The following is a 22,134-nucleotide window of genomic DNA, read 5'->3' as shown; positions in this document are numbered from 1 at the left end:
GGCGCTCTTCGACGAGCGTCGCGTTGAGTGCATCCAGTTCAGCGCCGGCGACGAGTTCAGTGACGGCCTTGTTGACGGCCGTTCGGATGGCCGAGCCCCGATCGAAGTAGAGCCAGATGCCTGCCACAAGGAAGACCCACAGCGGCAGCGTAATGCTGAACACAAGGACGGGCAGAATCCACTTGCGGACGAATTCTTCAACGACGAGCCACATCAGAGGCCACTCACACAAAGTTCAGCCTCGCCGATGCGCTGGGCATCGCCCATCTCGCGGCGGCGCACCAGCCCTTGGACGATATCGCCGCCAGCCTTGTTGAAGGCGGTCATGGCCAAGCACGCCGTGTTATAGTCGCCGGCTTCGGCGAAGCTGGCCGCGCGGGAGCCGCACAGACCCTTGTGCTTTTCCTTCGAGCCGACGCCGAAGTTGTAGGCGCCAGAAAGCAGAGATGCCTGTAGGCTCACCGGCAGTTTGGTGTAGCCAGCGATGCAGCGGGTCAAGGGCTTGTAGTAGTCATTGACGACGCGCTTCATCAACATGTCGTGGCACTGCTCCTTGGTGAAGCTCATGCCTGGCGTAACAGGCTTGCCATTGACCAGGGTGTCGCCGTGGCAGATGTCGTATTTCTTGGCGAAGCGATCCCAGTGCGACTTCAGCACCAGCCCCTCCCAAGGGATGATCAGAGAGTCGACAGCGAGAACAACGGCCGGCGGAGTCTTGTTCGTCGAGTAGTATCCGCCAGCCGCCAGAGCAGCGGCCAGTGCAGCGGCGATCGCCGACTTGGCGCGGCCGCTCGAACGAATCTTGTTAATCGGCATTGCTGCCTCCTGAGATTTTGGGTTGGTGGATGAGACGACCGATGGCCGAGGCGACTGCGAACAGAATGCCCATCAACTGAAAAGCCTTGGGCGAGAGCGGTAGCAGGCCGTCGAAGTAGGACCACATGTCAGCAAGGACGCCGAGTATCTCGAGCAGCGCGCCCATCCATGCAAAGTGGAAGCTGTAGGCGCGGTTGCGCACCGCGCGCCAATCGTCGATGAGGCGCATGGGCAGTTCCTTCTGGAAGTTGCGCTTTAGGCCGAAAGACCCGGCAGCGCTGCGTCGGCGACCGGCGGCATCAGCGCGATCGACCGAATGAAAAATCCCTTGTAGGAAGATCCATCATTGGGTCCACCGAAAGTCGCAATTTCCTGCAGGTCAAGACTTTGAACGGAAGCGTCGGTGACTACAGCATTTCCATCGGTTGATACCGACAGAAGACTATCTGTACGGGTCACAGCGACTTTGTGGACACCGGCCAGATAAGCGCCGGTGTCGAAGATTTCACGGATGGTTGAGCCCGTGTCATACGTGTCAATCGTGCCTGCACCAGTATTATCGATGCCAAAGTGGTGGTGATTGCCGCTCTCCCAGATGTAGAGCAACTCGGTGTAATCGACTCCGGCCAGTTCTTCCCATTCGATCACATTCGTCCAACTCATTGTGATCAGGTCAGTGAGAAAATCGCCGGCGGCAAAGACGCCGCCTGCAACATCATTGTCGAGGATTTCGAGACCGCTCGCCCCTACTCTCGCCGGCTTGTCGATGATATCGGCCAGCACGACCGGAGAGCCGTTCTTGGTGTAGACCTCGTTGATGAAATCCAGGGTCCAGACGTTGACGTCTGGCGTGGGCGGCGGCCCATCGCCCGTCGCCAATACAAAAGGATTGAGAAGAACGCCCACCTACAGAACCCCGCGGAACGTCAATTTCAATCCCTTGGCACCGACGCCGGCCCCGACGATATCAACCGTCACTTCGGCGTCATCCACCATTGCAGTTGTTGAAAGAACGGAAGGTGTTGCCGCGGTTACAGTCGTCTTTTCTGTCGCATCGAAAGTCGGTCGCGTGGAAAAGATCGTGACCCCGCTCTGCTTCACATCCACTTCAACCTGCCCTCCGGAATCGGAGCCGGTGTTGAGAGAGCCGCGAACCGATGACAGGGTAAAGCCGACCGGCCAGCGGAAAGTCAGTTTTGCAGTTCCGGCGGTGAGGTCGGTAGTCTCATCGCTCACAGCCACCTGATGATAGAATGGTATGGCCGGAGCAGATGGAGGAGATCCACTGGCGCCGGCGGCGGCGCGAACATTGATCCCGTCGGAGATGAAGCTTCCGATATCGCCATTCACGACAGTCTGCGGTGTGGCCGCCTGACCTGAAATCTGGACCGTAACGTCCTGACCGCAGTTGTTGTAAACCGTGAATGGCCCACGCTCCTCGGCTGGAACATTCAGCGTCACTGCGCCGGTTGGGCCGGGAGACCCGGCAATCAGCTTCAGAAAAGTACCCTCCCAAAAAAGGTCAGATGTCAGCGTCTCAGTCGTTCCGTCGATCGAGACATCGACAAAGCCGAAGGCCGCAGACTCAACGCGGTTGTCACGGTTGTTGATGGCGGTTACGCCATCGGTGACCTGCCCCTGGGCGACCGGAACCGCCTGGGGGATTTTCTGCTCGATTGTCATTGATTACCTCAGAGCGAGATCGTCGCCTCGGTGACGTGCCCTCTGCCGGCGGCAGCTGACATCATGTAGATGCGGATATTTGCTTGCGCCGGAGGCGAACCCCAGTCGGTGACTTTCTGCGCGGCTGTGTATCGCCACTCGTTGGTGGTGATCGGATAGGTATGGATGGCCGTATTGGGAGAGTCAGCATCCATGACGTCGACCTCGAAAGAGAGCGTCGCTTCGCCGCAATCCGGAACGGCGCTGAACATCTCCCATGCTGACAGCCGGCTGCGATAATCGAAGGCGACGACCGTGTCGCCGCCATCGATCTCATCATCGACGTTGATAACCGCATAGGGCTTCTCTGCGGCTCCCGTGATCGTGTGCTGTTCCGCCACCACCGCGGCCGGCGACCCGTCGAAACCAACCGCCTTAAAGAAGTCTGTCACGTTGAGATCAGTGAGCGGGTGCGCGATTTTTTGGACCCATGCAGGACTTGCCACGACGAAATAATCACCCACTTGATGAAGGCCAGCATAGACCTCGGTTCCGCGCCAGCCCCTGACGGCAAATCCCGATATGGTGTAGGAGCCATCATCGTTGAGGATGACAGTCGTAAAGCCGACACCCTCCCACCGTCCGTCCTTGCCCACAAATGCAAGATTGGAGCCGAGAAGAACTTGCTCTTCAGTTGCGGCCGCGGGCGCGTCGCCGGATATCTTGCGAACGATCAGACTGTTGGTGAAGTCACCCGCGTGCGCGTTTGGCATATCGGGGAACGCTTGGGTGCAGACCCCGACAAAACCCCTATGTGTCGCCTGATCGTAGGCTACCGACAGATTTCCGGCTGTCTTGCCTTCATAGAGCGTGCCGCCACCCCATGTGACCTGACCGCGAGACGCAACGACGCCGTATTGAACCAGCGAAGCGCCTGCGGCGTCGTCTTGGTAGCTATACAGCGGAATATCCAGATGGATGTATTGTGACTGCAGGCTGACCGACACAATGCCGGAGTAGCCCGTATTTGTAACTGCGGCGACGTCGGCTGACAGCGACGTCTGGAAGTCCCTCGCGTCAAACTCAATGACGAGGTTTTCCTTGATGTTCACTTTGGTCAATTCGACCGTATAGGAGACATTCCCCGATGGCACGAGGATGACGTCTCCGGGAATGAACTTCACAAACTCGGCATAGGTCGAAAACGAGTGCGTCCTGTCCTTAGCCTGAAGGCTCCACAGCAACTCGTTGACGAGCCGCTCCCCATCCAGATCCGACAAGGTAAGTGACGTCTGGTACTGCGCCTCCCGGGTAGATCGCGTGACCTCGTACAGCGCGCTGAAGCTGTCTGCGGTGACCGTGCGGGATTGATAGTTGTCGTCTTTTGAAATGTATTCCAGCGAGACCTTGGCGATGCGGGTGATATCGCTTCTGTCAACCGATGTGATCGACCCATCCGCCTTGAACACCAGATCGGAACCGACCAGCGTGTCGTTGGCTACGAACGATCCGTCGGTCGGAGTCTTGCGGAAGTGGATGCTGCTCCCGATGTCGGTCCATACGAAGCCGAGCGGATCCTGGTAGGAGCGAAGGAGGGTGCGAATGTTCGTGCCATCATTTTTGATGACGTCACCCCAATCAGCGAGACCATCAAACCCTGAGAACTCGATCTGGTCGATCGTGTACGGTCCGAGATAGGTCAGAAGATCGGTGATGTGGCTTTCGAGGGTGATCTGACCAGGCAAAGTCCCGGGGATTTTGTATTCCGTCCAGACATCGTCTCCAATGGAAAAATAGAAGGCAAGAGACGACTGATCGAAAATCCCAGTCCGGAAATCGGCATATGAGAGGCCCGAAGCATTATCGATGAGGGGAGTGATCGTTTTCTCATTGATGTTAAGAACATCAATGCCGATCGGACTCTGCCGGAACATGAGCACAGACCCGGGACGACTCCAGAGCCGGTCCAGCGCGCTCAGAAAGGAGTCCGAGTTTTGGTAGAACTCATCCGTGTCGACCGATTCAACGGCCGCGCCAGATGTCGGACTGACCAACAGTATACGATCACCATCCTGCACGACCAGATATTCGGTGAGCGAGTCATACCAAAGCACTTCCACATTGTCTTGGTCCGCTATGGTAAAGACAAGCGTGGAGGCCCAGTCTGCCCCGTCGAAGGTTAGCTCATAAATCTGTTTATGACTGCCAGCAAAAAACGAGACGGTCCCGGGCTGTTGTCTGCCTCGACAATGCGCATTGAGTACCAGAGGAAGCCCAGTTTCGCTTACATCGAGTGTCTTGGTGACTATGTCGATGACGGACATGACGGGTGTGCCAGAAAAATCTTCTCGGCCGACAACGACAAATTTGTCATCGAATGGCATCACCTGATAATGTGAGGCGTCAAAGTCAATTTCGAAAAAGGAGGCGACGAGTTCTCCCGTCGCCGCGTTGTACACGCAGTCCTTGTTTGCCAGTAGCGCATGATCGTGATGGACGAAGACATAGCCGGCACCTTCAATGGCCAGGCAGGTGTGAACCGATGTGATGCCGACGTAGTCCTCTGATCCTTGTAGCGGTACGCGGTATCTCTCCTGCTTGGTGTCTAGATCCAAAACCGCGAGGTAGACCGGCGTGAGGCCGGGCACTTCGGTATCCGTGAGGATCTGGTAGATCAGACGATCCTGACGATCGTAGGCGGCCTGTTGACCTGCGGCCAGATTCAGAAAGACTTCTGGCGTCTGGCCGGTCCACGCGATCTCAGTGTTGCCGCCAGTCACCGTCGCTGCGTTGGAGATGACGACATTGATCGTTGGCGCTGTCAGACTCGGAAAGTCCGGAAGGAAGAGCAGGACATCACCCGTGTGCGCGCCAGCATTAGCTCCTACAATTGTCCTGACGAGCGGGTCGACCGTGGTCTGAAGCCCGTTATAGAAACGAAAAGCAATCTTCGGGATCGCGCCATTCTCTGCGTCAAACACGACCTCATCGTTTGCCTCGATTCGAATGATGTCGTAGCCGCGGCCGAAGTAGTCCCTGCAAAGTAGATAGCCGACATCGATTGTCGCGACTGAGGTTGGCTCCGGATAGGTAAGTTCAAATTCAGACCCTATGCGCTCCCCCCTATAAGTCGTGGTTACGACTTTCGTCTGACCATAAACAGGGATGCCCTCGACCCTTCCAGTTCCGATGACAGCTGCCTTCGGACGCCCAAGAGCACCAGGTGTGCCGACGCCAGTGCGCCTAGTCGAGACGTTGTCGACGCGGGGGGGCTCAGGCGGAAAATACCAGGTCCCTTTATAGACCTTCTGGCCAAGAATCGCCATCAGCCAAGCCCGCCATAAAGCTCACCCGGCGTATAATCATAGCCAGAGAAATTGTTCTTGCGGCCATTCACAGCGCAGACGGCGCGCGTTCTCGCGCAGCCGCCGTGCATCAACAGCGTGTCTCCGACCTCGATATCAAGCGAGAACCCATCGATCAGTTCGACAAGGCTGGTTCCGCTTGACCATTTTCTGACCATGCGACTGTCCCCCGCATTGTTCCCGGAGGTCATCTTTATTGCGCCGCCGAAATTGAAATTGATCGAGGAGGGATTCGAGATCGCGACGATGAATTTCCCGTTGCTGGTTACGGACACGATGGTCCCGGAGACCTCTCGGGTTGACAGATCAAACCCGCACTCTGGTGAACCGAAGACGTGGTTGCACTTGGGCTGGATCTTGTCGAGGATGATGTCGCCAAGTTGCTCACCCTTGGTGGCGATTTCCAACGTCGCAGCAATGCTGTCCGAGAACGAGGAGTTGCCGATGTAGCCGGTCGCCATGATCTCGCGGTTGTCGGGAGAATCGATGTCCGCCAGGTAAAGGACCACCGTCGCCTTACGCCAAACGCCGCGCTTGACGTGTTCAGAAAAGATCGGTCCGATCTCATCCACAGGCAGCGTGATGTCGACGGTCGCCGGGAATCCATCCACCGTGTAGGTGACGCTGGTCATGTTGAAGCCAGGATCGCCGAGGAAGTTTTCGTCCGGGCTACTCAGTGTGGTGACATCTTCTCCGGAGGACGAGAGACGCACGACATCACCGAGGCGGTTCGTCGCCTCCACCAGCCATACAGGCGTGATTGTTTGCCCCCCGAGCATGGTCAGGAGTGGTGTTGGGATATCGCGCGGCATCAGGCGTTGATGTCCTCTATGGCGGCCATGCCGGAGATCGTCGCATAGGCGCCGCGCGGACCGTCTATGGTGATGTCCTGCGATGACGTCTCAAGCCGGCAGGCCACGTAATAACTGCCAGTCCATGTGAGGGTTTCCCCGTTCGTCCAAGGCGTCGTCGGGACGATGAGGCCATCGACCTTTGTTGAGATCGCCTTGACCGCTCCGTTCGACTTGACGACTATGGATGCCTCATCCTCGTCGAGGAACTTGACCGGATAATCGTAAGGCCGACTGCCGCCGAATGCGATCTTCAGTTGCTTACCGGCAGACGTCCCATCGCCGACGCCGAAGATCTGATCGACCACCGAATAATGGCGCCAGTCCCGGATGAGCACTGGATAGCCGCAGCCGCGGATCTCCTCGATCTGCTCGCACATCGCCCGAAGTTCGGCGATGAGCTTGTTGTTGTACGCCATGGTCATCCTGCGGAGCGGGCGTGTCCGCCTCACGATCGAGCGCACGCCACCGCCGTTCATCTGGATCATCTCGGAATTGAAATCCGGGGTTGACGAGACGAAACCCAATCCGGCCGTTTTGGGGAATGTGGGATAGGTCATCAGACTCTCCCGCTCAGTGCACCGTCGACCGTCCTGATAAACTCGTAGGCGGCCTGGCGGCCGGCCTCAGCGCCGTCGGTTACGCCGTTGACGTTGATGTCACCGACTGTGATGTTACCCATGCTCTGAGGCTGCTTGCCGTAGTCCTGGGGCCCGGTTTGAAGCGTTGGCCTTTTGATTTTGCCAATACCCCAACTCGAAATGTAGCTGCCATACTGCGAGTCGAACGCGTCGCCGAACATGGTGTTACCCGTGCCCGTCGCGCCGCTGTCGTTGTTGTGGACTAGGGCAGCCAAGGCATATGAGTTGAGATTCATCGCGGCCGTGACTTCTGATAGTTTGCTGATCGTAATATGCTGCTGGTTTGACAGATCTCTGAACCCGCCAGATGCCGTTTGATCCAGATTTCTGACACAGTCGCCGACGGCGTTGGCGGCCGCCGTAGTCAGATCTTGACTGACTCGCGTCACCGAGACGCCGCTTTCAATAGCCTTGACAATTTTTTTGCTATCATCGCCGCTTGTCAAACTACGGACTGCTCCATACGTGACACGGTCATCTTCGATGTTGGTTGACTGGCGCCCGCCCGCTGCTATCCTTCCGGCGAAATCCGTGGCGCCCGACGCGGCTATTGCAGCCTTGCGAGCATTGATCTCACTTTGTGGAACCTGATAGTTTTCGTTGAACAGCGGAGATGACTCGAACACGTCACCAACCGCTTTGATGGCGTCTTTCAACTGGCTGGATTGCGCGAGTGGGGCGGCCACTCCGCCGTCCGCGTGCAGCGTCTTGATCGTCACCGTCACCGTCTTGTCGTGCAACGAGTCGATAGCCGCGGCAATGCCAAAGACTTGGTTTATCGATGACAGTGCGCTTCCAGACAGCGTATTGATTGCGTCGATTCCGTGAGCGGCAGAGTCCGTAGCGGCCGCGCCGACGAGATTGAGAGCCTCTGACGTTTTGGTAGCGTCTGCACGTATCTGTGCGCCAGCCACGAGATAATGTTGCGCATATCGCGTTGCATCCTCTTCATCGGCGGCGGCCGCAGTATTCCTGAAGCGGGAAACGCCGATGCCAGTCGCTGGATCAACAGTGCGCGTGCCAGTCAGCCCGGCCTTGCTAATAACCGGATTCGCCTTGAGGGTATCAAGGGCGCCCGTCAGACGGGCGATCCACGATACCGCATCCTGGATGCCTTTGATGAACCCGTCGAGAGCAGTGGAATTGGCACCAAGGCTGCTCAATTGTTTCCGGATCTTTGCGAGACCGGATGTGAATGCATCAGAATTGACGCTGCCCTCAATAAACCTCTTCACCAGATTCTGGAGCTCGGCATCGATCGCGCCATATGATTGTGACACACCATCGATCTCGATAGCTTGACCAAACATACTCCGGCCGCCGTTGGCGAATGCCGTGCCAAGATCGGTTTGCGCCAGTTTCAAGCGTTCGGTCAAAGCCTCAAGATCGGTCTGGCGCTGGATCAACTCGTCGAGTTCTTTCGCGCGCGCCGTGCTTTTTGCCTGGATGAGGTCCCCACTGGCGGCGTTCTGCAATGCGGTGCTCACGCCCTCTAGGATGTCGAGTTCCTTCTTGGACGCGATTATAGCTTGGGCGCCGACCCGAACGCGTTGACGGATAGCATCGGTAATCTTGATGTTTTTGCCGGCGATGCTTTCGAGAATGCCATCTTCGGTCTCCAGCAGGCTTTGCTCTTGGCCAATGAGACCGCGGCGCTCGAGTATTTTCTTATTAGCCTGGACCTGACCGTTGATCATGTCGTCGATGGCGGCCAACTGGGAAGTGGTCGCGTCCGGCTTGTCGAACTTCATCTCCGGGGCTATTTGCTTGGCCATCGCGAGAATCTGCGCGACCTCGCCTTTGGTCGCCTCGCTCGACCGCCACCAAGCTTCCGATTTGCTATTGATCAGATCGAGGACCGTATTGACGATGGCGATCTCCCGCGCCTCGCCCTCGAGCAGATCCTTGTTGTCCTTCATGATCGCGGCCGTACCCTTGCGGATATCGGACTCGAGCGACGTCTCATCGTTGATGTTCTGAAGATCGAAAAGAAGGCCCTGCGCAGTCTTCCTAGACGCCTTCAGCGAAGCTTCGTACAATTCGAGTGCATCAGCAGATTGCTGGCCAGCGCGATTGATCTCGGCCTCGACGTTGATGCTTCCAACGCCGGAGGAAAGAGTCGTCTTCAGTTGTGATGCCTGATTGTTTACCCTGTTGAGGGCCAACTGGAGTTTGGCAGCCTCGCTGACGGCAACGGTCAGTTTGGAAATCTGATCGTCGTCGATGAACTTGGCTTCCGGAAGAGCCCGCAACTCCCTGTTGATACCCGAGAGTTGGACCTCACCGACGCCGACGCGCTTAATGAGGTTGTTGATGCCGGCGGTCGCGCTTCCGAAGAGATCGGCAAATTTGCTGTTGCCGGCCAATGCAGGATTGAGTGTCGGGTCGAAAATGCGGATGAGGACGTTCTCGATCGTTCCAGCTTGTGTCTTCAAACCCGCAGTGAACAGGTCGATCTGGTTTTTCTTCTCGTCGAGTTGACCCTTCAGTTCGTCGGTATGGAGGCTATCCTGGGCAATCTGGCCTTGACCGCCTCCGGCATTCGCAATGTCGCCCAAAACATCCTTCAGCGCCTTCTTCGTATTCTCGGCCTGCTGTGCAGCCTCGGCCGAGCGAATGCCGAGCAATGTCGTGAGCGCAATGGCACCGGTGAAGGCAACACCCCATGGGCCGCCAAGGAAGCCCACCAGGCTGGCGGCGCCGGTCTTCAGGAGGCCGAACGACTGCCGGAGTACGCTGGTGCCTCTGACGGCCGAAGCGAGCGACTGTGAGGTGTCCTCAAGGCCCTGCCTCAGACCGCCCAGCGCGGCTTCGGCGCCACGGACCTCGGCAGCTTTGCCGATGCCGCCGACTTCGCCGATCGCCGCGCGCGCGCGTCCGAGGCGCTGCGTCTGGTCAAACTCCTCAGTGAGGAGTTTTGCGGTCTGCTTTGAAGCTGTCTGCGCGATCGCCTGGAATTTGGCTTTCTGCTCGGCCGCCTTTGCTTCCGCGTCGCCGATTTTTGCAGCAAGCGCGATGCGCTGTGTGCCGACGGCATCCTCAAGCTGCGCAGCCTTCGTCGTCTCGGCGATCTGCGCCTGACGGATCTTCGTGATGTCTTTTTCCGCCTCTTTCACCGCGCCGATGTTCGCGACGTTGAGCGTCTGTTGCCCCTTGGCCGCAGTCAGGCGCGTCTCAGCCTTCTGCAATTCATTTGTCAGAGTGGTCTGACGGGCGAGGCTGTCCTCGATCTTGCTCTGGGTCTCGACAATCTTGTTGGCGGAAGCGATCGTCGACTTCGACGATTTTACCTCAACGGCGTTGGCGGCAGACACGGCATCGCGCAGCCGCGTCGTGGTTGCAAGGCGATCCTCACGAATTTTGTTGAGCTTCGCCTCTTCGCGCTGCAGGATCTTGACGTCGGATTTCGAAGCAAATTCGATGTTGTCGCGGCCCTTCAGGCTGCCGAGCGCCCGCGTGCCGCGGTCGAGCTCCTGCGCAAGATCGTGTTGCGCTTTGGTCAGCTTCTGCACCTGGTCGCGTGCATCCGCAGCGCGTCGGCTTACCTCGCCAAAGGTGGAGTCGACAGCCTTGCCGATACCCCTGCCAGCGAGCCGGCCTGCGAACGCCGAGCCCAGCGCCAGGCCGAGCGCCACCGCGCTGCCGGCGACCTTGTCGATGTTGTTGGCAAAGCCGAGAATGCCGCCAGAGACGATGCGGGTCAGACCATAGGTCTTGTCCAGCGTACCGATGTAGGCGGTCAGTTGATTGTCGGCCTTGATAAGCGACTGATCGATCGTGAGGATCGACTTGCTGAACTGCTGGTCGATTCCGCCCTTGATCTTCTCCAATGCGCCGAGAACCCTGTCGGCCGTCAACTCGCCGGCGATGCTCATCTGGCGGAGTTTGCCAATCGTGACGTCGAGGCCCTTTGCCAAAGCCAAGCCGAGTGGGGTTTCGAGAACAGCGCGGAGCTCTTCACCGCCAAGCCGGTTCGATGCAATAGCCTGCGAGAACTGGATGGCGGCCGATGCCGCTTCCTGCGCCGTGGCGCCGCCGAGCGCAAGCGCCTTCTGAATGGTCTGGACATAGTCCAAAACATCCGAGTTCGACTTGGTCGGGGCTGCCTTGGCAAGACGGGAATAAAGAACAGCAGTCGACTGCAGCGACGAGCGACTGTTGTCGGCCGCCGCCTGAACCGCCGCCAATTGTCCGGCGAGATCAGCCGCGTCGTCAGAGACAACGCGAATCTGGTTGGTGAGATTGTTGTAGGTGTCCGCGTAGCGCAGGACCAGGTTCGACGACAGCGCAGCGGTCAAGCCACCAAAGACGGCGGTCGTGGCCAGCATGGTGCCGCGAAGCAGGCCGACGCGATCGTTGACGCGCTCGAAGGCGCGCGAGACGGCGATCAGGCCATAGGGCTTGATGCCCGAAGATGCGGAAGTCTTGGCAAAACGCGCAACGGAAGCCTGGGCAAGCCCCGCCTCCTTGCGGATGTTGCTGGCGCCGCGGGCAGTGATCTTGTCCGCGAGCGCCCAGCCGGAGGCATACTGCCCCACATCCATGGTGAGCGAGGCGTAGAGCGAACCGATTGGTGTTGCCATTGCCTGCTCACTTTTTCTTCTTGTTTTTCTTCAACTGTTCCACGTAGGCTCGCATCTTCCGATGCATCTGATCCGCCGTCTGAAGCTTCTGCGGCTCTTTCCAGAGTTCCGATGGCTTCTGCGGAATCTTTCTCATGCGGCTGACCGCCTCGCGTTGCCACGCGACTTCCATCTGGCCCTGGTGCGCCGGGCCAATCCAAGTCGTCACCTCAAATGGAGTGAGGTCGAAGAATTGGTGGGGGAACATACCCGCCCGGTAGGCGTGCTTCTGCAGTTCCCCGAGAAACTCACCGGGCTCTATGCGTTTCCCGAGTCGTCATCCGTGACTTCTAGGTTCTTGACCGATTCGAGATAGTCGAGGTGGTCTTCGAACTTCCGACCGTGCATGGAGATGAACAGCGCATCGAGAATGGTTTGAACGAGCTCGATCATCGGGCAGTCCAGTTCGTCATACTTGATGCGAATTGACTTGCCGTCTTTCTTCCCGCCGATGGCGACACATTCCCTGATGTAGGTGGTGTCGAAACGGTTCAGCCGCGGGACAACATCGGCGAACCAGTTATCGCCGAACTTGCCTTGAAGATGGTCACAATCGGTATTTGTGAACCGAAAGTAGACCCCTTCCCCCGCTTGAGGGAAGGGTAGATCAGCGCGCATGCGCGGTGTGGTCGTCATAAAGTCAGTTCTCCAATTATGCGACGGATTCGTCGATCTGACCCGAGACGCGGATCGTCACTTCGAAGTTGATCGGATCTTCGCCTGTGAAGGTGAAGTCGCCGCCGGAGACGTAGCCGAAGCCAGTCAGCTTGTAGGCGAAGCCGGCGTTGGTCATGTCGATTTCCCAGTTGAACGTGGTTCCCGCGTTCAGCTTGGACTCGAGTCCGGCGGTGCCGTTCAGTGTGGCGTCGGCGGGATTGTAGTGGCAGGTGATCTTGATCTCACCCGGATCCTTGAAGCCTGGCCGGAACTCGCGGAAGCCGCCAGTCGAGGCCAGGTGGGTGAAGTCGACTTCCTCGACCGAACGGCCGGAAAGATTGATTGCAGTGACGTTGACGACGGGGGTGAAAACCTCCGGCGACTCGCCGTCGCCGACCTTGAAAACGGTTCCAAGGCCGACTTTACCAGTCGATGCTACCATGACAATTTCTCCTATGGTCAGCGGTTACCTGCGGCAGGCTTTCCGAGCCGCCGCGGCGTCCTCGGGAACCAGTGTGTTGATCCGGCACTTCCGGCATTGCCAGACCGGATATCCGCTCCACTTTCTTTCGATCATGGAGCAGGATGGGGTGGCCGAAACGACTGAGGCCGCCTTGGGGGCGGCCTCTTGTTCGGCAATCTGTTCGACCGCCAATGGCGCGTCTTCTTCGATCGGATCCGGCTTCTTGGCCGCCCGTCGGATGTAAACGCCACGCGGCATTTTCAGCCTCTTTTGTGTGAGTTACTTCTTCCGCGTGCGGAACGCCGCCGTGGAAATTCGGAGCCAAGCGCGCTCGCCGAGAACCTTCAGCACATTGCCTTTTTGGGAGTCGAATGCCGGGCGGAAGAATGGGTGCGGGCGGGCGCCTGGGTGACTGAAGCCGCCTTTGAAGCGGGGCTGGAAGTGCGGCGCTGTGCCAAATTCAACCAGATGCGCGATATACCGCGCGCGCTTAGCAAATGTGACCCACCAAACCCTGACCTTGGCGGTCCCCTTGATCTTGACGGACACGACGCCCTGGTCGAGATGTCCCCCTTTGGGGGCGCCGGTCGGCTGGGGGAAGAATGCCGAATGCTTGCCGGCATAGTTGCGGACCGAGACGGCGTTCTTCTCCGTCTCCTTGCGCATCGGCTCCAAAGCCGCCTCAAGGTCGACGTCCATCGCGCGGCCATCATAGACGCGACCAAGCTGCTGGATGCTGCTCCGGAGTTGAGTGTCCCCAGTCAGTTTGAAACCCTTGGCCATGACAGCCTCTTACGATCGCCAGCGGATGAAGAAGTCCAATGTGCGCCGGTAGGTCGCGCGATCATCCGAGTAATCGGTCCGATCGAGATCGGCGAATTGGGTGGCGACCCCAGTGAATGCGCCAATCGTGGCATTCACATTGTCCTGCAAGGCGGTCATCACCGCATCGCCCAGTGACATGACCTCTTCCGGCGTCGCGGCCATGCATTCGATGGTGACCCGGTTCCGGAAATACTTTCCTGCCCCCGTTAGCATGTGCTCGTCGTAGCCGCTGGCGATGTTGACCACTAGGCAGGGCATTGTCGCGCCTTGTGGCAGGTCAATGGGATAGATGCGCACCGCGGTCGTCTTCGTAGTAACCGCCGATGTCGCCTTAAGTTTGGTGATGGCGATCGAGAGCGCGCTCACTTCTGCCGCACTTTCAATTTCACAGTTTGGTCATGAGTCCGGCCGCCAGCAGTGACGATGCGGTTCAGTAGTTGATAGGCGACATCCGCAACGCCGGCCGACAGCCAGACCGTGGTTGTTGTGTCCGTGAGCGACCTTGTCCCAAGCGTGAGGCCTGAGCCCACCGGAATGGTCCATGTCGACGACGTGATCGTGTCTCCCGCGAGCCGGTCAGTCCAGTCAAGGACATAGTCCAGAACCTCGTCCGGATCTTTCGGATCCCAAGTGAGCGCCATGGCAGTGTCCTCTTACTCGGGAACGAATGCGACGCGGGTTTCGGCGGCGACTGTAGCGGTTCGAACTTCGGCAGGAATCGCAGCAACACGAGTCTCGGCCGCGACGTACGCGATCCTTGCCGGATCGGTCGGGCTTACAATGACTGTCGTGCCGCGTCCCCAGTATCGATCGCCGAAGAAGCGGAGTCCCCAGAAGCGGCGACCGAACATCTTACGTGGCGTCCAGAGTCACCGTAGGCCGATTGCCGTCTGAATCGGCGCTCGTGACAACGATGCGGTTCTTGCTGCCGTCGGCGCTCTTGTACTTCGGCGACGAGGTGTCGAGATTGACGCCGACGCCATAGAGGGCAGCGCGAGACAGCCGCAGGAAGTCCTGCACTGTTTCAGCATTCTCGAACGAAGACGCCAGGAGCGCAGCGGCATTGGCAGAGGCTGTCGGAATGGTGAGTGCGGCGATCGCCGCCAAGACTGCGTCATCCGCAGATGCAAGTTCCGCCGTCATCTCGGCATGGGTCGGGCCATCATAGTCCGCGAGCGCGGTGTCAACCTCTGCGTTGACTTGCGCAGCCGACACGTTGTTGAGCGCCGCGATGTCGCTTTGAATTGCGGTCGCTGCGGCAATGATCAATGATTGGTCGGCAGGATCGCTCGGCAGATTGTCGGTCTTTGCCTTGACTAGGGCGACCTGTGTCAAGACCGCATCATCAGCGGTTCCAAGTGCCGTCGCCAACTCGGCATTTGTAGGAAGGTCATCGACGCTTGCCTGCGAAGCGCGAGCATCGAGAATGAGGTCGAGCCGGCCGCCGTTCGCCCAATCGGTCTGCAGTTCGTTGGTGTCGGCCAGGATTGCCGCAACCTCGGTATCAAGGAAGTCATCGATCGCATCGACCTTGCCAGAGACCGTGGAGAGCGCTGAGGCTGTTGCTAATCCAGATTGGATTTCCGTCACCGCATCCGCTGCGAGGGCCGCCGCCGTCACGCTGTTCGCCGCAAGGCCGTTGACCAGCGTCACCGCAGCGATGGTGCGGGTCTGCACCTCGTCGGCGATCTCGCCGGCTGTTGGCGCGCTGCCGCCTGTTGGTGCCTGTTCCAGTGCGTTGGCGGTGAAGCGGAAGGTGCCGCCGTCGTCCTCGACCGTGTCGTCGAGCTTGTCGGTGCTCACCTTGATGGCATCGACAACAGTGTCGACCGTCGCCAAGTTGGTGATGATGGTGCCGATCTCGGTGTCGATGTAGCCGGCAACGACCGCGAGGTTTGCGGCGGTTGCGAGCGGCGATACAGCGGCGTCCAGTTCTGCCTTGGTTGGGGCGTCGTAGTCGGCCAATGCCGAATCGACCTCCGCATTGACCTGTGCGGCCGAAAGGTTGTTCAGCGCAGCGATGGATGCCGCCGTGGCAAGGCCAGCCTGGAGTTCGGTGGTGACATCGGCCGCAATCTTGGCCGCCGTAATGGCATCAGCCGCGAAGCTGCCCGCCGTGATGCCGCCAGATGCGACACTGGCGACAGAGCCGCCCACATTTCCGGTGACAGAGCCCACAGCGCCAGTGACGGAACCGACTGCTCCGGTAACGCTGGCAATGGTGACATCGCTGGCCACCTTGGCATCGGTGATCGCATCGGCGGCTATCGCAGTGGCGGTCAGCACGGCGGCAGCCATGGCGCCGACGCTGGCGTCTATGCGGCCCGAGACAAGGGCGGCGGGCAGAACGGCTTTGACGGCAGCAACGTCCGCGCTGACAGATGCGCCTGCCGGGGCACCAATACGCGCATAAGCGTCCCCGGTCATCGCGGGAGCGGTTGCGCCTTTCCAGTTGACGACATTGGTATCGACGCGACCATTCCCATCCTGGTTGATCTGCCCAGCGCCGGTGCCGCGCGTGTAGAGACCGCCAGCGGCTTCTGCCGCGGCATTCGGTAGTGCGGTCAGGCCGGCGCGAACGCTGTCCTGCGGGTCGATCGCGACCAGTTGCACATCACAACTCGCCTGCACCATGCCGGTGGCGCCCTTGAGCACAATGGCGACACTGTCGGCCCCGGTGGCGAAAGCCGCATCCGGCACGTCGAGCCGGTAGATGCCTGGCATGTTGGCAGCGTCGACTTCCTTGAACCCGCCAGACGACCATGCGGTGTTGGCGGCGGCCAGCGTAGCCAGCGTGATCGAAACCGCCGTGTTCTGGTTGCGCACGTAGTAGGCGACGAGGCTCGCCGTGTTGAAGACAAGCCCGGTCTTGCGCCCGCCGGTGGTCGACGTCGAATCCAGGATGTCGAAATAGATCGACTGACTGGTGGCGCCTTTTTTGACAGTTCGCATTGAACGTTTGCCCTTAACCTCAGCCGATGACCAGGCTGACGGCCGCCCAGCCGTTCGCCGTAGTGGTCGGGGCTAGATTGGTCGTAAATGTGCCCGCAGTCGTTTCGCCGGAGTTGCGGCTTCGGTAAGCCACGCCAAGACGGTTGCCGGTCGCGGTCGCGGGCGTCGTCAATGTCCCGACAGATGCAGCCATAGAGTCGCCGGCAACATTGTTGGCGGAAACTGCTGACGCAACCGCAACGCCCATCTGAAGATCAGCGGTGGCGACCGATACCGCCATGTTCCCGACATTTGTATTCGCTACAAGATTGCTCTGGAACGCGGTGTCATTATCGACAACGTCGCATCCCCCAGATCGACGAAACGCCATGATGTGGACAGACATGCGCTGCGATGTCGCCTGCGTCCACGTTGTCGACGCACCAGCGTCCCCGCTTTGCGCGACGCGCTTGTAGACGCTGGTGCTCTGTGTCGTGGTGCCGTTTTCGGTGCAAGAGACAGTCGAAACCAGTGTCCATCCGGCAGCAGGCGTCAATGCCGCCCTATGCATCACCGCTGCGATCAGGAGATCGCCTGTCGCAACACTGGCCGGGATCGTCTGGTTCTGGCTTGTCGCGGTTACATAGACCGTGCTTGATGCGGCGACAAAGGCAACCGGTTCCAGCACAAATTGATAAGACCCATCCATCGACCATTGCCGCATGCCGAGGATCGACATCACCAGATCCTTGCTTGGTCGGCCGGTTTGATCCCGGAGGTGAATGTCTGGATGTCAACGGGCATGGTTACCTACGCGACAATGGTCAGTGTAATCGACGGGAGACTCGCGTTTCCGCTCGAGTCAGTGACCTTGAAGGTGACTGGATAGTCGCCGGCCGTTGTTGGTGTTCCGGAAATCAGACCTGTCGAGGACGAGAGGCTGAGACCTGTAGACAGTGATCCGGCAGAGACAGAGTAGACCTTCGTGCCACTTCCGCCGGCACACGAGATACTGAAGCCTGCGAATACGACGTTTGCCTGCCCGTCGGGGATGGCCTCAGTGATCGCGATCGACAGCGGTGCCGGCCCAATGACCGAATCCTGCACCGTGCACTCGATGATGCAGTCCCGCTGGAACTGCCCATCCGGCAGCGGCGCCTTGATGTCGAAATTCATCCCGTTGTGGACGATCCTCATCGTCGTATCGAGGCCGACGACTTCCTCATACCTTGTCCGAAAGCGCCAAACCTCTTCTGAGTATCGCTGCTTGGTCGCCGGGTCGAAGTGTTCTCGGCCGCGGCGGACTTCCACTTCACAAAGAGGCGATCGCCAGGTCTGCCAGACCATGTTTGGCGCGTTCAGACTGTCGACGCCGACCTGAACCTTGCGCTGGATCTCGATCTGGTTACGAAGGACTGAGCCGCGCATGCGTTAGTCCTCATTAAAGCTGTCATACGAGTTGCTAATTTTTAGCGCAGCGCGCAGGTCATCCATGGCGAACAGTACGTTTCGGCTGATCAGCGTCTTGTTCTGCTCAAGGATGGTCGCTTCTGTGTTTTCGAAGTAGTGGCCGGCCAAGAACTTGACCATCCTCTTGACCTTGCCGTTGTGCTCAGCGTAGCCGGCCGTATAGGTGACCGACACCGCGCGCGGCGCAGCAGTGACAGACGGCCAGGCGCTGACCGGATGGACCTCAGGAACAAGCATGCCGCTCTTGACGACATAGTCCGCGGAGTCGACGACGTTGTCCGGACTGCTTCCGTCCTCAATCATGATCGCGCCAAGGCTGATCAACGGAGGATATGGGAGCAAGATCGGAAGCGGCTTGCCGCACTCGTCATTCCCTGGGAATTTCGTCATGTAGCGCTTGTAGGTCGTGGTGAGCAGCGTCCTGTTCAGTTCACCGCCAATGCCGTGCAACTTATCAACAACGTCTTCGAGGATTTCTCCGAGCAAAGTGTCGTGCGCCGCGATGGTCGACGAGATGCGGAGATGCCGCTTGAGTTCCGCGACGGACACGATGTCGGTTGCCTCATCCGTCGGAGGCGTGACGATCTCAATGTCGAGCATGGATGTTCACCTGGTCTTGTAGCCAGGGCCACGGCCGGCCGGCTGCATGTCGCGAACGACACGATCGACTTCCTTGCCCTTTGGGCGCGTCACCGGCTTCGGCTTAAGCCCCTTCTTGGACACAGGTTTCTCGAGCGGTGCCGTGTAACGGATCATGAAAACCTCGCCTTCGCGATGGTCAGGAGGGATTTCATGGTCACCGTCAGTCGCTCGGGCTTGTGGAGGCGTTGGTTAGCGTGCCGGTTGGCGTGAGTACTCCACCGGTGCCCTTGTTCGTGCCGAATGTCGCTGCATCTCCGCTCAGGAAAACAGCCGGGGCTGTCCCGGTCGGAGTCGAGCCGTCCGCGCCTAAGTCAACAGGCTTCCCCGCGCTCATGAACTTCGCGCGAACCTCGGAATCACTGAAGTCAACGAACTGCCCAGGTGCCCACCAGAACTCGGCCATTCCGCCCGAATAGAAGGTCGCGTTCTCCAGGATGTCTGGTAACGCGAAACTCAATCCACCAAAACCGGGCATGAACTGATCGCCGAAGTCCTGAACAGAGCCAGTCTTGTCGATGCCATTGATGAAGAGCTTGATGATCTTCTCGCCCTCCAGATGATTCGCATCAAACATGCCGGCAACCCATTGCCACGCGCCGTTAACAATCGATCCCGGCACACCATCGGCATTCAATCTGAAGAGTCCACCGACGAACGACGCCATCTCATTGCCAACGCCCGATGGCAGAAAATCAGGTGGCCCGCTGCCCGATCCACCAAACCACTCGGTGTTAAAGTTGGTAGTGTCGGGGATGAAGATCGCGCGATTCTGATGCCAATCATCAGGGTTCAACCAGACGCTGAACGAACCAACATAACTGTCCACCACACCGGCCAATGATTCGGCAATCAGATTTTGGGTGCTGCCGTCGAAATGGACAGCGCCCACAGTCGCTCCACCACCCCCGCCCGCGCCTATATTCGCCGCGACCTGCGCCAGCGACAGTCCGCTACCGGCCAGCATGTCAGGCGGTCCGTCCATAGAGGCGGAATATGTCCGCCGAGAAAGCCATGAGCGTCAGCAAAACAAACTGCGCCGCAGTTGAAAGCTGATCGTCCGGCTCACCGATCGTTACGCCCGATGCCGTGAGCGTTACCTGGCCGGCGCCGCCTTGGCTGATGCCACAGATGAAATCCGATGGCAGACCAGCCGGGACAGTCAGAGTGACCGCCGAAGCGGCCGTGAAATCGAGAATCTTGCCGTGGTGATCTTTCGTGAGCGCATAGGCAGTTGCGCTGACCACTTCGATCTGCGGCGTTGCGAGTAACCCGACCTGATCCAGAGGCACCCGCTCTCCGTCGTCCCCATTGGGGCGGAAGGTTCTCACGAAATCAGTCATGATTTTTACCTCTGAGCGACCACATGGCCGCATCGACAAAATGCTCGCGAAGAGCGTTGGGGAATTTGATTTTCGACGCCGGTCCGCCGCCTAGAATGGCGAGGCCAATCCTGGCCGAAAGCGTCTGGTCTGAACTTCCGCCAATGAGCGTGTTCAGCAGGCGAGAAAAGGCAGAACCGACATTGCTGAGATAGTTGGCCATGCCGCCCTCCCCCGAGGTAGTCGGCGGGCCCGAAGGCCCGCCTTGCGCATTAGATCGCGTCTGCCGTGCCCAGCTTGTAGGTGGCTTGCGTCGAAGGCTGGTTGTGATCGCCGTACAGGACCAGGACCGCCGACCATTCGCATGTGTCGGTCGCGCCGCGAGAAAGGTTCGGCGTGATCTGCGTCCGGACGAACTGGCGGGCGCCGGCGAGGTCGATGTCGACTTCGTAGGTGCCGGTTTCGACCGAACCGCCGGAGTCACCGGTGGCGACGACAGCGGCCGCGAAAGCCGTGGCGAAGTCAGCCACGCCAGTGCCGGCGAGCGCGGTGGCGTCCTGGAAGTTGCCGGCGAAGGTCAGGGTCTCGCCGGTTTCGAGCGTCGCGGTGAAGGCGATCACCAGCTTGGCGGACTGTGCCATGCCAATGCCTTCAAGTTCGCGATCGATCCAGGCGCAGTCGACTTCGGTGGCGTCACCGGAGCCGGCTGCCACGGCTGTCTTGTTGATTGCAGCAAAGGCAGTGCGGCTGTAAGCGCCGCCGTCGAGCATATTTGCACGCATGTTGGAATCTCCTTCTCGTGCGTTTTCGTCTCCGCCGAATTATTCCGACGGAGTTACAGCAGCGGCGCGCCGCTGAATTTCAGCGCCAATGACCTCGACGGCGGCGGCAAGCGTCTTCACGTCTTCGCCACCGGGGAGGGTTTTGGCCAACTTGACCTTCTGGAGGTGGTGCATGCTCTCCCAATCGTCCGGGATGGGCGCTGCGGTCACCTCTTTGATTTCGGCCGGCTGCTTCGGCTCAACGGAGTCGGCTACCTCGAAGGTCTCGATGCCTTCCGGCACGTTGACCAACTCGGCAGCCTTCTCCCTGAGCATCTTGCGAGCCGTATCCGGCGTCACACCAAAGATGCGGCCGGTCTTGGTGGAATGGACCGGCACGAGGCCGGTCTTTTTGACTACTTTCACGAAGATCTCCTGATCAGTGAGTCAAAGAGGCGCTTACGCGCCCCAGCGAACGCCCGGGATGACCGACACGGCTTCGAGGTAGCGCATGTCGAAATCCGCCTCCGCCGACGCCTTGATGTAGGTCAGGTCGTTCTGGAAGGCCGACACGGCAACGCCGTTGGTGACCACGGTCGCTTCGGTCGAGACCGAGAACGAGATGCCCATGCCCTCGCCGAAGAGGACGTGACCGAAGGCGATCAGCCAGATCTGCGTCTCGTCGGTGCCGGCGCCGCCATTGACCGGATTCTGGGTGGTGACCAGGACCGGCTTGTTGCGCCAGATCGGGCTCGCAAGCTGGAGTTCCGGGTAGTAGCGGTTGCCGTTGCCGTCGCGCATGTTCTGCAGGTGGATGAACGTGCGCGGGGACATGACCCACTTGGCGCCCAGCATCGGCAGGTTGGCATTCATCATGCCGAGCTCCGCCGAGGAAGCGTCCGCCTCGATCTGCGCGACCGTCGGCGCGGTGCCGGTGGCCGTCAGGGTGACGGTGGTGACGCCTGCAACGGTGGTGATGCCCTGCGGGGTGTAGGCCGTGCCCTCGCCGATGTAACCGGCGCGGTCGATCTCGACGCCCATGACGTTGGCCATGTCCATCTCGACCCAGGAGCGCACATCCGGCAGCGAATAGCGGATGAGCTGGTTGG

The 22,134-nt window shown here is 59.3% G+C and carries 26 protein-coding genes; all 26 read right to left on the bottom strand.

From position 1 onward, the window contains the following. On the bottom strand, positions 1–214 hold a 214-nt coding region (locus EN879_RS02920; RefSeq protein ID WP_164774302.1), incomplete at its 3' end, for a hypothetical protein. Then, a complete protein-coding gene (locus tag EN879_RS02915) occupies positions 214–816 on the bottom strand; it encodes a lysozyme (protein WP_063168324.1) in 603 nt (200 codons plus the stop codon). The genes EN879_RS02920 and EN879_RS02915, both read right to left, overlap by 1 nt. Continuing rightward, on the bottom strand, positions 806–1,045 hold the full coding sequence (locus EN879_RS02910; RefSeq protein ID WP_063168325.1) for a hypothetical protein: 240 nt from the start codon (positions 1,043–1,045) through the stop codon (positions 806–808). The genes EN879_RS02915 and EN879_RS02910 overlap by 11 nt, the downstream gene beginning before the upstream one ends. Before the next feature lie 26 nt (positions 1,046–1,071). After that, positions 1,072–1,722, bottom strand: a complete 651-nt coding sequence (locus tag EN879_RS02905; RefSeq protein ID WP_063168326.1) for a hypothetical protein — start codon at positions 1,720–1,722, stop codon at positions 1,072–1,074. Next, positions 1,723–2,499, bottom strand: coding sequence for a hypothetical protein (locus tag EN879_RS02900; RefSeq protein ID WP_063168327.1), 777 nt, complete (start codon positions 2,497–2,499; stop codon positions 1,723–1,725). 8 nt (positions 2,500–2,507) lie between these two features. Further along, a complete protein-coding gene (locus EN879_RS02895; protein WP_063168328.1) occupies positions 2,508–5,804 on the bottom strand; it encodes a phage tail protein in 3,297 nt (1,098 codons plus the stop codon). Beyond that, a complete protein-coding gene (locus tag EN879_RS02890; RefSeq protein WP_082826479.1) occupies positions 5,804–6,655 on the bottom strand; it encodes a DUF2163 domain-containing protein in 852 nt (283 codons plus the stop codon). The genes EN879_RS02895 and EN879_RS02890 overlap by 1 nt, the downstream gene beginning before the upstream one ends. Continuing rightward, positions 6,655–7,254, bottom strand: a complete 600-nt coding sequence (locus tag EN879_RS02885; protein ID WP_063168330.1) for a DUF2460 domain-containing protein — start codon at positions 7,252–7,254, stop codon at positions 6,655–6,657. The genes EN879_RS02890 and EN879_RS02885 overlap by 1 nt, the downstream gene beginning before the upstream one ends. Beyond that, positions 7,254–11,918: a tape measure protein gene (locus tag EN879_RS02880; protein ID WP_063168331.1), complete on the bottom strand. Its 4,665-nt coding sequence runs from the start codon at positions 11,916–11,918 to the stop codon at positions 7,254–7,256. The genes EN879_RS02885 and EN879_RS02880 overlap by 1 nt, the downstream gene beginning before the upstream one ends. A 7-nt stretch (positions 11,919–11,925) precedes the next feature. Next, positions 11,926–12,165: a hypothetical protein gene (locus tag EN879_RS02875; protein ID WP_063168332.1), complete on the bottom strand. Its 240-nt coding sequence runs from the start codon at positions 12,163–12,165 to the stop codon at positions 11,926–11,928. 50 nt (positions 12,166–12,215) lie between these two features. Next, positions 12,216–12,593 carry a hypothetical protein gene (locus EN879_RS02870; protein ID WP_063168333.1) on the bottom strand — a complete coding sequence of 126 codons (378 nt, stop codon included), beginning with the start codon at positions 12,591–12,593 and terminating at the stop codon, positions 12,216–12,218. A gap of 16 nt (positions 12,594–12,609) precedes the next feature. Then, positions 12,610–13,056, bottom strand: a complete 447-nt coding sequence (locus tag EN879_RS02865; protein ID WP_063168334.1) for a phage tail tube protein — start codon at positions 13,054–13,056, stop codon at positions 12,610–12,612. Positions 13,057–13,356: 300 nt separating this feature from the next. Continuing rightward, complete coding sequence (locus tag EN879_RS02860) at positions 13,357–13,860, bottom strand: HK97-gp10 family putative phage morphogenesis protein (RefSeq protein ID WP_063168336.1); 504 nt, start codon at positions 13,858–13,860, stop codon at positions 13,357–13,359. Positions 13,861–13,869: 9 nt separating this feature from the next. Beyond that, positions 13,870–14,268: a DUF3168 domain-containing protein gene (locus EN879_RS02855; RefSeq protein WP_063168337.1), complete on the bottom strand. Its 399-nt coding sequence runs from the start codon at positions 14,266–14,268 to the stop codon at positions 13,870–13,872. Further along, positions 14,265–14,543, bottom strand: a complete 279-nt coding sequence (locus EN879_RS02850; RefSeq protein ID WP_063168338.1) for a hypothetical protein — start codon at positions 14,541–14,543, stop codon at positions 14,265–14,267. Before EN879_RS02850 ends, EN879_RS02855 begins: the two co-directional genes overlap by 4 nt. 211 nt (positions 14,544–14,754) lie before the next feature. Further along, on the bottom strand, positions 14,755–16,854 hold the full coding sequence (locus EN879_RS02845; RefSeq protein WP_063168340.1) for a hypothetical protein: 2,100 nt from the start codon (positions 16,852–16,854) through the stop codon (positions 14,755–14,757). Between the two features lie 19 nt (positions 16,855–16,873). Continuing rightward, positions 16,874–17,572 carry a hypothetical protein gene (locus tag EN879_RS02840; protein WP_063168341.1) on the bottom strand — a complete coding sequence of 233 codons (699 nt, stop codon included), beginning with the start codon at positions 17,570–17,572 and terminating at the stop codon, positions 16,874–16,876. 71 nt (positions 17,573–17,643) lie between these two features. Beyond that, a complete protein-coding gene (locus EN879_RS39325) occupies positions 17,644–18,261 on the bottom strand; it encodes a head-tail adaptor protein (RefSeq protein WP_063168342.1) in 618 nt (205 codons plus the stop codon). Between the two features lie 3 nt (positions 18,262–18,264). After that, positions 18,265–18,903, bottom strand: a complete 639-nt coding sequence (locus EN879_RS02830) for a hypothetical protein (protein ID WP_063168343.1) — start codon at positions 18,901–18,903, stop codon at positions 18,265–18,267. Between the two features lie 6 nt (positions 18,904–18,909). Continuing rightward, positions 18,910–19,059, bottom strand: coding sequence for a hypothetical protein (locus tag EN879_RS38820; RefSeq protein ID WP_158515787.1), 150 nt, complete (start codon positions 19,057–19,059; stop codon positions 18,910–18,912). Positions 19,060–19,105: 46 nt separating this feature from the next. Then, positions 19,106–19,909, bottom strand: a complete 804-nt coding sequence (locus EN879_RS02825; protein WP_063168344.1) for a hypothetical protein — start codon at positions 19,907–19,909, stop codon at positions 19,106–19,108. A 1-nt stretch (position 19,910) separates the two neighbouring features. After that, a complete protein-coding gene (locus tag EN879_RS02820) occupies positions 19,911–20,285 on the bottom strand; it encodes a hypothetical protein (protein WP_127224462.1) in 375 nt (124 codons plus the stop codon). Beyond that, positions 20,278–20,487, bottom strand: a complete 210-nt coding sequence (locus EN879_RS02815; protein ID WP_063168346.1) for a hypothetical protein — start codon at positions 20,485–20,487, stop codon at positions 20,278–20,280. The genes EN879_RS02820 and EN879_RS02815 overlap by 8 nt, the downstream gene beginning before the upstream one ends. A 49-nt stretch (positions 20,488–20,536) precedes the next feature. Continuing rightward, entirely contained in the window at positions 20,537–21,046 is a 510-nt protein-coding gene (locus EN879_RS02810; RefSeq protein ID WP_063168347.1) for a hypothetical protein, read from the bottom strand. Positions 21,047–21,085: 39 nt separating this feature from the next. After that, on the bottom strand, positions 21,086–21,451 hold the full coding sequence (locus tag EN879_RS02805; protein WP_063168348.1) for a hypothetical protein: 366 nt from the start codon (positions 21,449–21,451) through the stop codon (positions 21,086–21,088). 33 nt (positions 21,452–21,484) lie between these two features. Beyond that, positions 21,485–22,134, bottom strand: a 650-nt coding sequence (locus EN879_RS02800) for a phage major capsid protein (protein WP_127273939.1), incomplete at its 5' end; no start/stop codon positions are given.

Source organism: Mesorhizobium sp. M7A.F.Ca.AU.002.02.1.1, assembly GCF_003998535.1.
In the GTDB taxonomy this organism is placed as follows: Bacteria; Pseudomonadota; Alphaproteobacteria; order Rhizobiales; family Rhizobiaceae; genus Mesorhizobium; species Mesorhizobium ciceri.
This window is presented reverse-complemented; position numbering and strand designations above follow the sequence as displayed.